The organism is Pandoraea vervacti, assembly GCF_000934605.2.
GTDB lineage: Bacteria > Pseudomonadota > Gammaproteobacteria > Burkholderiales > Burkholderiaceae > Pandoraea > Pandoraea vervacti.
The window spans coordinates 5,212,621-5,224,765 of record NZ_CP010897.2 but is presented as its reverse complement, the minus strand read 5'-3'; the positions used below and the strand labels follow the sequence as shown (position 1 = coordinate 5,224,765).

Here is a 12,145-nt window from a genome sequence, read left to right as displayed (position 1 = left end):
GAAACCGGAAAAAACGATGGGCCGATTATAACGAACGACCCGTGGCCACCCTCGACGGCCCCTCGAAATCGGAGTTTGCGCCTATGGAGGCTAGGAATCGGCCGAGTCGAAAACGGCATGAATTCCGAAACGCTATATCGCCGACCGTCATGCTTCAAAAACTCGGAATCGTCCGATTGGACCGTCGTGCCACGACCGATAGCATCGATCACATCGATACGAAGAGGGAAGGGAGGCGGTCATGGTTACGGCGGTGTTGCGAAGTGTGCGTCACATGGGTCATCGGCTGGCGGCAATGTTGCCGCGCAAGGCAGGCGGTGGTTGCGGCATTCACTTTGACGCGGGGAGCATCCAATTCGTTCGCATGACGCGCGTGGCAGGAAGCGCGCGGTTGCGTGTCGACGCCTATGGAAGCGCGGCGCTCGACGATGGCATGCTGCGTGGTCCACAGATTGCAAAGCCTGAAGCCGTCGCGCGTCGGTTGGTCGAAATGCTGGAGCGCTCGGACACGCGCGTCGAGGATTTGCAGGACGATATCGTGGTGTTGGCGCTACCGGCGCAGGGTCTGAAGACGCGGATTGTCGATTGTCCGTTGGGTTTGCCCCCGCGCGCGTTGCGCGCGTGGTGCGAGCGGCGCGCGGCGCTGCTCTTGCCCGGAGACGGGGAGCCCGACCTACGAAGTCGGGTGGGGGTCACATGGGCGGACCCCGGTAGCCATCGGCTTAGGCTATACGCCTGTGAAGCAACGCTCGTCGATGAACGCGTTGCGGTCATGGAGATGTCGGGTTTGCGCCCTCACGCAATCGATGCGGCGCATAAGGCCGGGCGCCGAGCCTTTCTGAACGCCCGGTCGCAGGCCTGTGAGCGGTCACGCAAGGCGTCGGTGACCGACACGCCTCGAATGGAGTATCCGGTAGCGCTGCTGCAAGTCGATGCCTATGACATCGATCTGGCGGTTTTTGACGGACAACGGTGCCTCGCCGACATCAGCGAGCGTTTCGATGGCGTCAACGGTCATCCCGAAGCCTTGGCAAGTGCGATTCGGGACCTGTCGAAGAAGCTGCCGGTGGTTCCGCAGGCGATCTACATCGTGGTGCAGGAAGCAACGCCGGGCGAACTCGCTGCGATCCGGGAGGCCGTAGCGGTGGCGTGCGGCATCGCGGTCCATCCATTTGCGCCATTAGATCGCGTCGATGCCCTCGACGCGTTAGATAACGCGGATCCCTTCGACGTGGCAGATGGCGAGCGAACCGCGGAGCCCGCCGGTTCGCGTTATCAGCCGACGGCGCAGGGCACGACGCTTGCGGTGCCGTACGGATTGGCGTTGCGCGCCATGTCCATGCAGGGGATGTCATGCGAGTGAGCGCCGCATTACCCCCGCTCGATTTTCTGCCGACGTTGGCCGAACGGCGCCGCCGGGATTTTCGACACCAGTTTCGGATCTGGATGGGAATCGCCGCGTGTGGCGCTGTGATGTCGATTGTGCCGATCGCGTGGGACTTGCATCAGCGTCAGCAAGCGCGTGCGCAGGGGGCTGCATGGCGCGAAGCGAGTCAAAACCTGCGTGCCGAGTCCGTGGCGTTTGACGTGACACGACGTCGACTGGCCGAAATGAGTGCGCACCGCCGCGCGGCGGTGACGCTGGTGGAGCGTCGGCAGCCCGCGGCATATCGCATACTGGACGTGATGCGTGCGTGCGCCGATGGCGTTCGACTGACGCTCGTGAGAACTGTCGACGAGCATCTTCGAATCGAGGGGTATGCGACGACGCAATCGCGGGTGCGGGAGACCCAGAAGCGGCTGCGAGCACTGCCGTGGGTGCGCAAGGTCGCCGAGGTCGAGTCGAGTGTGGTGCCCGAGAGCATACGACGTCAGTGGACGGGGGGCGACACATCGGTCGCCGTGCCGAATATTCGTCGTTTCACTTTGCGGATCGAGATCCGACAGCCGCAGACGTCACGCGTGCTCACCGGCATTGCCGACACCGAGCGTGTGATCACGGAGGTGCCCGATGTACGGTGAGAATCATCCGCCGGATGACGTGCGCGACATGTTTCACGACGTGAAGGAGCGCTGGCGTTCGAGATGGGCGGCATGGCTGTCGGTGTCGCCGGCGGAGTGGGCGCGCTCCATACGTGGGGGTGTTGCGATCGCCGTCGGCGTGACGGGATTCCTCGTGGCATGGTCGATCTGGTGGCTGGCCGGATTGCCCGCGTGGGCGGCGCTGAAAAATGACCTGGACGCGGAGCGGCATGCGCTGGATCGTGCGAACGACGCTGCGCGCCAGTTGCCGCAGCTAGCGACACGCCTTCGAGAGGCCGAGGCCGAAACCATGGCGTGGCAGCGCCTATTGCCGATTGCCGGGCCGCCCGTAAGGGACTCGGTCGGCGCATCGTCGGAGGCGCCGACACCGCCGCCGACATCGTTGCCGATATCGCCACCGATATTGCCATTCGAGCCGGAGGATGACGCTCACAATGCATGGCGCACGGACCTTGAGCGGCTGGTCGCGCGCGCGGGGCTGGTGCTGGAGTTTGCACGTCCCGGGCCATCCGAGATGTCCGACGAACTGGAGGTGGAGCGTGCCGAGATACGTGTTCGTGGACGCGTCGCGAACCTGCTTCGCTGGCTCGCCGAAATCGATCGCATTCCCCGTCATTTGGCGGTGGAGCAACTCACCATGCAGGGACCTCGCATGGCAGCCGGATCGGCGAGCGCCGATGCGCAGGACCGGGATCACGCCGACGCCACGCTGACCGTTATGGTGTCGGCGTACCGTTGGCGGCGTCCCGCCGAGCCCGCCAATGGGGTCTCTGCCGTGGATGACCTCTCCGCAGTGCCCCGTCCGGTATTGCCGGAACCCTCTGCGCCCTGGCAAACACCCGCCGAAACCGTCGATGTTTTTCGCACACCATTGACGCGCCGCGCCGCACAGGACGCCGTGACAATGTCCGCAGCGTCCCCGAGTGCACCTGTCGACGATACGACGCCTGTCGGTTCCATGCGGGCCGGCACGCGCTACGTCGTGCTGCGTCGTCGCGCGTCGGCCGGTTTGACGGCAACGTGGACTGATCGAGGCAATGGCAACGGAAATGGCAATGGCGTTGCGAAAGACGACGGTGGTCCGCACGGCGCCGCCGATACGGCGGCCCGTCCGGACGCCACAACGGTCGACGTGACCCTTAACGGTGCAGACGCCGCCGATGCGCTGCGCGCATTCGCGCGGCTGACCGGACGTAGCGTGGTGATCGGAGAGGGCGTCACGAAACGTCTCGACGTGGACGTGCAAGGCGTATCCGTTGCGACCGCGTTCGACATCATGGTGAGAAGTGCGGGGCTTGGCGTGCGCTCCGTCAATGGTGTTGACTGGATCGCGCCGCGCGCCGATCTGCTGGCCGACGAGCAGTCGCAGTTGGAGGCAGCGGCCAAACGTGAGGCATTGCTACCGTTGTCGGGGCGTCGCTTTACCCTGAACTACCCCCGCGCTCAGGCGCTCAAGGAGATCATCCTCGGAGAGAAAGGCAGCAAGGGACAGCGACTATTGTCGTCCCGCGGTAGTGTGATTGCCGATCCGCGTACGAATCAATTGTTCGTGACCGACTTGCCGGAACGGCTGGATGCTCTGGCATCGTTTATTGCGCGAATCGACGTACCCGTGCGGCAGGTACTGATCGAGGCTCGCATCGTCGAGGCGGATGATCGGTTCAGCGAGTCGCTCGGTGTCAGGCTGGCAGGTGCTCACGGTGAGCCGGGGGCCAGAGGCGCCGAGCGGCCCACGACGAGCGACGCGGGGGACTTCGGCGGTGAGCTTCAGGCGAATGGGACCGATCGTACCCGTGGCGCCGGTCCTCCTCCGGAGAGCGCCGTGGGTGTTGGGCTTCCGGCGGCAGCGCTCTCGGGACTGACGCCGCCGAGCCTCGCCATCACGTTATTTGGGCGGTCCGCAAGCCGTTTCCTGCAATTGGAGCTTTCCGCGTTGGAGACGAGCGGGCGCGGCCGGGTCGTGTCGCGTCCCCGAGTCGTCACGGCGGACAAGGTACAGGCGCTGATCGAGCAGGGCACGGAATTGCCCTATCAGATCCGCAGCGGGCGTCGCAACACCGCTTCCATTCAGTTCCGCAAAGCCACACTGCGACTCGAAGTCACGCCGCTGATCACGCCGGACGGCCAGGTGATTCTGGACGTGGACGTGCGCAAGGACGGCGTCGGGCAAGCCGTTGGGGAAGGTTTTGCGGTCGACACGCGCCACGTGCGGACACAGGTCCAGGTGGAGGACGGCGGTACGGTGGCCATCGGCGGGATCTACCAGGAAGTGCGCCGCGACAATCGGGCGCAGGTGCCCTGGCTGGGTGAGGTGCCGGTGCTCGGCGCGCTCTTCCGAAATCGCGCCAATGAGGACAGCCGTACGGAATTGCTGGTGTTCCTGACGCCAAGTGTCGTGCCGGAGGGGGCGGAGGCGTCGGACTCGCAAGGTTCGAGCACGTCCGGCGGCGCCGCGACACCGGAATCGCCAAATTCGGCGCCGCTTAAGCCCCTCGCTAGAGCCCTTGATACGCCCCTTGATACGCTCCTTGATATGCCCCTCGTTAAGCCCCTCGATTGGCCTGAATCCGCGGCAAGGGCCCTGTCGCGGCCTCGAGCGGCGCCCCGTTCGGACGACCTTCTGCGCGAACATCCCCGTCTCATCGGGGTGTTCCCCGAGGCGACGCGGTCCGCACGCCCGACGCAGATACCGGTATCATCAGGGATTGGAACCCAAATATCAGCGATTTATGCTGGAAAACGTAATACTTGTCGGACTGATGGGGGCGGGCAAGACCACGGTCGGACGCGCAGTGGCGCGACGTCTCGGACGGCAGTTCTATGACTCCGACCACGAAATCGAGGCGCGCACCGGCGTGCGCATTCCGGTCATCTTCGAGCACGAAGGCGAGGAAGGCTTTCGTCAGCGCGAAACCCAGACCATCGACGAACTCACACAACGCAACGGCATCGTCCTCGCCACAGGCGGGGGCGCCGTGTTGCGCGCGGAAAACCGCGAATACATCAAATCGCGTGGCACGGTGGTGTATCTGCGCGCCAATCCGCACGATCTCTGGTTGCGCACGCGTCGGGACAAGAATCGTCCGTTGCTGCAAACGGCGGATCCGCGTGCCCGGCTCGAACAGTTGTTTCAGGAGCGCGACGCACTCTATCGCGAGTGCGCGACGTTCATCATCGAGACGGGGCGTCCGAGCGTCAATGCCCTGGTCAACATGGTGCTGATGCAGTTGGAAGTCGCAGGTATCGTGCCGGCCAGCCCCGCCGTGTCGGAGCAGACCTCGGACGCGCGCGATGCAACGGCCCCGACCGACGCTGCCGCTTCAACTGATGGTGAGGGCGGTCAACGTCCCGAGGCGGCTCATGAGGCCAACGAGGGGAAGGACCCCGCCGATGTGCACTACGAGCACAGCGAACGCAACGAGCAGAATGCGTGCGATGCCGATAACGTTGGCGGCCCCGACGTCGCGGGTCGCGATGTGCCGGCGGCGTTAGACGCGCAGACGGCACAAAGCGTCGGGGCGGAAGACAGTGTGCGTTCTGATGCCAGCGGCGTCTCCCGCGCGGCCAGCACGTCTGGCACGTTGGGTTCGCCGCGGCCTGTCGGTAGCGACGAGGCGATGGAAGCCGAACCCGCGCGACCGCCCCGTGATACCTTTGCACGCTGATATCGACCGACGTGATCCATTGACGCAATCGACCAACGCAATCGACCCACGTAATGGACTGGTGCGACCAACTCGACTAACGCGATCGACTAACGCGGTCGACCAACGCGGAGCGATTCGCTGAACATGACAACAAGCCAACTCGCGGCATGAAAGCGGCATGATTACCCTGAAACTCGACCTTGGCGATCGCGCCTATCCCATCCACATCGGCACGGAACTGCTGAGGCAGGACGCGCTGTTCGCGCCACATGTGCGCGGCACGCACGCCGTGATCGTCACGAACACGACCGTCGCGCCGCTATACGCCGAGCAGGTCGCACAGACGCTGCAACGTCTGGGCAAGCGCGTCGTGCTCGCCGTGTTGCCCGATGGCGAGGCGCACAAGAACTGGCAGACGCTCAACCTCATCTTCGACGAGTTGCTCGGCGCTCAGGCCGATCGCAAAGCCACACTGATTGCGCTGGGAGGCGGCGTCGTCGGCGACATGACCGGTTTCGCCGCAGCTTGCTACATGCGCGGCGTGCCCTTCGTGCAGGTGCCGACAACCCTGCTCGCGCAGGTCGACTCGTCCGTCGGCGGCAAGACGGGTATTAACCATCCGCTCGGCAAGAACATGATCGGCGCGTTCTGGCAACCCAGCGCCGTGCTGGCCGACATCGGCACCCTGTCCACCTTGCCCGATCGGGAACTTGCCGCCGGCATGGCGGAAGTCATCAAGCATGGCGCCATTGCCGACGAGACGTTCTTTGACTGGATCGAAGCCAATATCGACGCACTCAATGGTCGTGACACGGCGGCGCTGACCCACGCAGTGCAGCGCTCATGCGAAATCAAGGCCGCCGTGGTGGCTAGCGACGAGCGCGAGCAGGGCCTGCGCGCCACGCTCAATTTTGGCCACACGTTCGGACACGCCATCGAGGCCGGACTGGGTTATGGCGAATGGTTGCACGGGGAAGCCGTTGGCTGCGGTATGGTGATGGCCGCTGATCTCTCCGCGCGCCTGGGGTTCATCGACGAAGCCATGGTGCCGCGCATCAAGGCGCTGGTGGCCACGGCCAGGTTGCCGGTCACCGGACCGGACCTGGGCGAAGATCGCTACATCGATTTGATGCGCGTCGACAAGAAGGCCGAGGGCGGCGACATCCGCTTCGTGCTACTCAATCGGTTGGGGCAAGCGTTCATGACGAGCGTGCCCGATGCCGAACTGCGCGCTACGCTGCGCGCCAACGTTTGAGATGAGGGGCTGGCGATGATCGATTACGAAGCGTCGCTTGCCCCTTACGCGGCGCGCTCCGGCGCGTCACGTGGACGGCGATTCTCGGAAGCCGCGTCAACCACACGTACCGAGTTTCAGCGCGATCGCGACCGCATCATTCATTCAACGGCGTTCCGTCGCCTTGAATACAAGACGCAAGTCTTTGTGAACCACGAAGGCGATCTGTTTCGCACCCGCCTGACGCACAGCCTTGAGGTCGCGCAGATAGGCCGCTCCATTGCGCGCAACCTGCGCGTGAATGAGGATCTCGTCGAAGCGATCGCGCTGGCGCATGACCTCGGGCATACGCCCTTCGGTCACGCCGGGCAGGACGCGCTTAACGGTTGCATGCAGGCGTATGGGGGCTTCGAGCACAATCTGCAAAGCCTCATCGTCGTCGATGAACTCGAGGAGCATTACGGTGGCTTCAACGGGTTGAATCTCTGCTTTGAAACGCGCGAAGGGATCCTCAAGCATTGTTCGCGGGCAAATGCTCGCGGACTCGGCGAGTTGGGCGAACGCTTTCTCAAGGGGCGTCAACCCGGCATCGAAGCCCAGATTGCCAACCTGGCCGACGAGATCGCCTACAACAATCACGACATCGACGATGGTGTACGCTCCGGCCTGTTGACGCTCGAACAGCTCGACGATGTGCCGCTTTGGAAGCGCTATTGCGCAGAGGCCAAGCTCGCGTGGCCCGATATCTCGGGGCGACGGCTGGTGCATGAGACGACGCGCCGCATCATCAACGCCCTGATCGTCGATCTCATTGCCACGACCCGACAGCGAGTGGCAGACGCGTCCCCATGCTCGATGGACGATGTGCGCGCCTCTGGGCCGCTGGTCGCGTTCAGCGCGGAGATGCGTGAACAAGCGGGCGGTCTCAAGCGATTCCTGTTCGATAACCTGTACCGGCACTACCTCGTGATGCGTATGGCAGCGAAGGCGCAGCGAATCGTGCAGGAGTTGTTCGAAGCCTTCCTGTCCGATCCGCGACTATTGCCGCCGAATTACCGTCCGGAGAATCCGGAGGATCAACCGCGCTGGATCGCGCACTATGTGGCCGGAATGACGGACCGGTATGCGATCAAGGAATACCGCCGACTGTTTGCCGTCGAGCCGACGCTTTGAGTGGCGACGCCGGTAGCAGCGGATTATCCTTACGGCGTTTTGATCCTCGGAACGCGACGCCGCGATGGGCGATGGCGGGCGTTTGGAGATTCATTGCACGCGCTGCATTCCACCATGCCGGGGGCTTGGAGGCAGCGAGTGGTCCGCATAGGGGGACCCGCCGTTCGGGACCAGCGCTAACAACGTAGTGCAAAAGAAACAGCCGGCATGCGCCGGCTGTTTTCATCTGCCTTCTCGCGTGACCCTGCGATCACGTCATGAGGCGTCGGAAGTCATCGGACGCTGGATTTAGCTGCGGCCAGCAATAAAGCCGAGCACCAGTGCGACGGCAGCGACGGTGCCGATGGTTTGCCATGGACGCTCGTGCACATAGCCATCGGCTTCGTCCCAGACTTCGTTGGCGCGTCGACGCAGATTTGCGCGGGCGTCGTCGAAGTCGCTGCGGGCCTGGCGCAGTTTGTCGCCGATCTCGGCGCGCAAGGCTTCGACGTCGGAGGCCGACTTGGCGTTGGACAGGGCGTGATCCAGATCGTCGAGCAAGTCACGGACACGGGAGGACACATCGCCACTCGCCAGCCGTGCTGCGCGCGCCGTACGGCGTCCTGCAAAGCGTGCGTCTTCCAGACTACTGTTGAGGGCCGTTTCCGCTTTCGAGGCAATTCCCATTTTCAGACTCCCATAAGGTGGTATTGAAATGCGGCGCTCGGTAGAACCAGGGAGGAGACCGACGCCGGTGGAACCCTGAGGCGAGCGGCCATTATGGCGCGGCCCGCTTGCGTGCGTACACATCAAGAGACCGTTCTCGAAAAAAGAAAGTTGCAGCCTGCTGGCTGAAGATGTTGTGGGAATGCGCCGACGTTACGCGAGCGCCGGGCAAAAATGCGAAAACGCCGCACGAGGCGGCGTTTTCGGTGCGGCTTGATGCGACTTTTGTCACATCGCGGCGACTTAGAAGCGGTAGCCGAGCGACAGGAACGTCACCACCGGGTTCAGCTTGACCTTGGCTTCGCTGGTGGTCGTGATCGGACCACGCGTGGTCGTCAGCTTTGCCGTCGTGCTCACCGGGATGTACGACACCGAGAATGCGAGGGTCCAGTGCTTGTCGACGTTCCAGTTAAGGCCGGCATTGAACACCGGCGCCCACGAGTTCGTCAGTGAGGCCGTGGTGTTTCCACCCGGGCCACCGGTCAGGGCATTGCTTGCGAGCGACTGGAAGCCCGGCGTCAGTTCAATGTTCGAGTACCAGAAGTAGCTCGCACCGATACCGACAAACGGACGCCACGTGTCGTTGGCCTTGCCGAAGTAGTACTTCAGCAAAATGGCCGGGCTCCATTGCTTGGCCGAAGCCAGCGATCCTCCGCCCGGCAGCGCCAGACTGCCCGTGCCATACAGACGGAACTTCGGCGGCACACCGAACACACCTTCGACGGCGATGTTGTCAGTGAAGAAATGGGTCAGCGTGAGGCCGAGCGTGTCAGCGTCGTCGACATTTGCGCCCGTATTCCCCAGGCGGCTGTTCACCAGCGTTGCCAGCCCCGGAACATTCGACCCGGTGACGTGCAGCGGGTCACTCGAAACCTGGGGCGAGAGATGGAACCAGCCCGCGCTGACCATCGTATCCCCGGCTTGCTGTGCGAAGGCGGCCCCCGATGCCGTCAGCATAGCCGCGGCAGCAATCGTCAAATGCTTCAACTTCATCGATTCGTCTCCTGCTCAAGATTCTTTATTGTCGAGAATTTCGGTAAATGAAATTCAGGGCCATTATGCCGACCGTGCATATCCACGGATAGCAAGAGACTGGAGGCCACGCTCTAATGGTGTTGTATCCGCGCATCGACCTATGGAATGCCCTTAGAAAAAAGGGCTGGACGAAAGAAAAGCGTGCCCTTTATATGTCAGGCACGCTTTAGGAATTCACTGCGGAGTCCAATATTCTGGCCGCGACCTGCGTAACGCAATTTGCGTCCCGCAGGCTGGGTTTAGAACTTGTAGCCGACGGAGACGAACGTCACAATCGGATTCAGCTTGATTTCGGCGTCCGAGGACGAGAGCACGGTGCCGTCCTGCGCCTTGATCTTGATGTTCGCCGTGGTCTTGAGCGGCAGGTAGGAAACCGACGCGCTTGCGACCCAATGCTTGTCGAACGCATAGGACAGACCGGCATTGAAAACCGGCTGCCACGATGCCGACGATTTGGCTTCGACCGACGTGGGTCCATTGTGGCCGGAAGTGAAGGCCAGCACGCTGCCGAAATTCTGATTCAGCGCCGATTCAAAATTCGGATTGAGATTGACGTTGGTAAAGAACGTATAACTCACGCCGATGCCGAGAAAAGGGCGAATCGTCGAATTGGCCTGTCCGAAGTAATACTGCAACACGAGCGCCGGGCTCCACTGGCGCACGCTTTGCACGATCGGGTTGTTTTGTGGCGCGCCGAGGTCGATACTCGTGAGCGCACCGGCCAGTCCCGGGGGGGCAATCACGCCCTGACCCGTGAGCTTGAACTTGGCGGGAACGCCGGCCACGGTCTGGAGCGCGATGTTATCGGTGAAAAAGTGGGTGATGACCAGCCCGAGCGTGTCGGCGTTGCTGACTTTGGCGCCGCTGCCGGGTGACGTGAAGTTCGAAGGCACGAGGGCGGGCGTGATGCCTTCCTGCGTGACGCTCGTGGTCATCGGTTTGCTGGAGTCCTGCGGGGCGATGTGGAACCAGCCGAGGTTGACGACGTTGTCGCCTGCCTGTTGTGCACTGGCGCCGGTGGACGCCAGGGAAATGCCGAGTCCGAGCGCGCACAAGCACGCCGCGGACCGATAGGTCCGAGTTGCCATTTGTCTTTCCTCCCAAGATTATTTATTTATTTTTCGATGCATTATGCGCTTGGGATTTCGCGGCGCAATCGTCGAATCTAGAACTTTTGTACGAATCAACGGGGTTTAGCTAGATATCAGTATTTAAAGAGATTTTTCATGATGAATCTCTCTCGAGAATCGTGATGTCGAGCTTTAAAGCATTACATTTGAATCAGCATGGCCCGATTACCGAGACTCTTTATTCCGCGTCAGCCGCAGCACGTGATTCTGCGCGGCAATAACCGTCAGGCAATCTTCGTCGACGACGAGGACCGACGCGTTTTCCACGACCGCCTTCGCGACGCTGCGCGCGCCAATGGGCTGGCCATCCATGCCTGGTGCATGATGCCCAACCATCTGCATCTGGTCGCAACGCCTACGGACGAACGTAGCTTGCCCGCGACCCTGCAGGCCGTGGGGCGCTATTACGTCCTCTATTTCAATCGGCGCCATCAGCGCACAGGCACCCTCTGGGAGGGGCGCTATCGGGCGACGGTGATCGAGGCAGAGCACTATTTGTTACTGGCGAGCCGCTACGTCGAGCTCAATCCCGTGCGCGCCGGGCTGGTCGACGCGCCGGGTAATTACGTGTGGTCAAGTTACAACCATCACGTCGGTCTCACGGTCGACAGTCTGGTGACGGACCATGCACTTTACTGGGCGCTCGGCAACACACCGTTCGAGCGTCAACGCGCTTACGCCGAGGGGTTTTCGGTCCCGCTTCCCGCGCATGAAATCGACGCATTGCGTACAGCAACACAAAAGGGCTGGCTGCTGGGCGGACCCGAATATCAGGCGCGCATGTCGTTGGCGGCAAACCGTCGGGTGAGTCCGCTCACGCGCGGGCGCCCGCGCAAATCGGCCCCCGAGACCCTCTGAAGTCCTTTCCGCACAGGCCGGTTTCGGCCTGTCGCGCGCCGCTTCCCTGCCTCCAAGCATTTGAAATTACGGCTCTTTTGATGGGTGCTGCGTTCGATGAAATTAATCTGACCCCAATAAAAACAAGCCTTCTTTTGGTGCGGTTTTTAATTAGAATCTGACCCCTTTAAATTCTTTTGTCAATGTGAATTTCATGGCGTATATTCCAACTTCGGCCGATTGGTGCGATGCGGAAAACCGTGCGCGCTGAGTCGGTCGCTGTGGCAACGCACGAGAACGACCTGGAAAGCCCTTCGACGCGCGCGAATCCGCAGCCCTGG

At 62.3% G+C, this 12,145-nt stretch carries 9 protein-coding genes and 1 pseudogene; 7 read left to right on the top strand and 3 right to left on the bottom strand.

Going from position 1 to position 12,145, the window contains the following annotated elements; all coding sequences use genetic code 11:
- Positions 1-241 precede the first annotated feature (241 nt).
- From pilM to UC34_RS22750, 6 genes and pseudogenes are all read left to right on the top strand, one after another.
- Entirely contained in the window at positions 242-1,363 is a 1,122-nt protein-coding gene (pilM, locus tag UC34_RS22775; RefSeq protein ID WP_044457313.1) for a pilus assembly protein PilM, read from the top strand.
- A 110-nt stretch (positions 1,364-1,473) separates the two neighbouring features.
- The gene (locus UC34_RS22770) at positions 1,474-2,022 is read left to right on the top strand and encodes a PilN domain-containing protein (protein WP_157123276.1); all 549 of its coding nucleotides are present in this window, start codon (positions 1,474-1,476) and stop codon (positions 2,020-2,022) included.
- Entirely contained in the window at positions 2,012-4,867 is a 2,856-nt protein-coding gene (gene pilQ, locus UC34_RS22765; protein ID WP_052811199.1) for a type IV pilus secretin PilQ, read from the top strand. Before UC34_RS22770 ends, pilQ begins: the two co-directional genes overlap by 11 nt.
- A pseudogene (locus UC34_RS22760) lies at positions 4,773-5,291 on the top strand (shikimate kinase); the annotation flags it as partial. The gene pilQ and the pseudogene UC34_RS22760, both read left to right, overlap by 95 nt.
- A 577-nt stretch (positions 5,292-5,868) precedes the next feature.
- Positions 5,869-6,945, top strand: a complete 1,077-nt coding sequence (aroB, locus tag UC34_RS22755) for a 3-dehydroquinate synthase (RefSeq protein ID WP_044457311.1) — start codon at positions 5,869-5,871, stop codon at positions 6,943-6,945.
- 15 nt (positions 6,946-6,960) lie between these two features.
- Positions 6,961-8,097: a deoxyguanosinetriphosphate triphosphohydrolase gene (locus UC34_RS22750; RefSeq protein WP_044457310.1), complete on the top strand. Its 1,137-nt coding sequence runs from the start codon at positions 6,961-6,963 to the stop codon at positions 8,095-8,097.
- A gap of 288 nt (positions 8,098-8,385) precedes the next feature.
- Here the strand turns inward: UC34_RS22750 and UC34_RS22745 are convergent, their stop codons facing one another.
- From UC34_RS22745 to UC34_RS22735, 3 genes are all read right to left on the bottom strand, one after another.
- A complete protein-coding gene (locus UC34_RS22745; protein WP_052811197.1) occupies positions 8,386-8,763 on the bottom strand; it encodes an ElaB/YgaM/YqjD family protein in 378 nt (125 codons plus the stop codon).
- A 282-nt stretch (positions 8,764-9,045) separates the two neighbouring features.
- Positions 9,046-9,795 (bottom strand): OmpW/AlkL family protein, encoded by a 750-nt coding sequence (locus UC34_RS22740; protein WP_044457309.1) that lies wholly within the window; start codon positions 9,793-9,795, stop codon positions 9,046-9,048.
- Positions 9,796-10,076: 281 nt separating this feature from the next.
- Entirely contained in the window at positions 10,077-10,925 is an 849-nt protein-coding gene (locus UC34_RS22735; protein ID WP_044457308.1) for an OmpW/AlkL family protein, read from the bottom strand.
- Between the two features lie 198 nt (positions 10,926-11,123).
- Here UC34_RS22735 and UC34_RS22730 point away from each other — a divergent pair, with 198 nt between their 5' ends.
- Positions 11,124-11,825, top strand: a complete 702-nt coding sequence (locus UC34_RS22730; protein WP_044457307.1) for a transposase — start codon at positions 11,124-11,126, stop codon at positions 11,823-11,825.
- Positions 11,826-12,145: the final 320 nt, after the last annotated feature.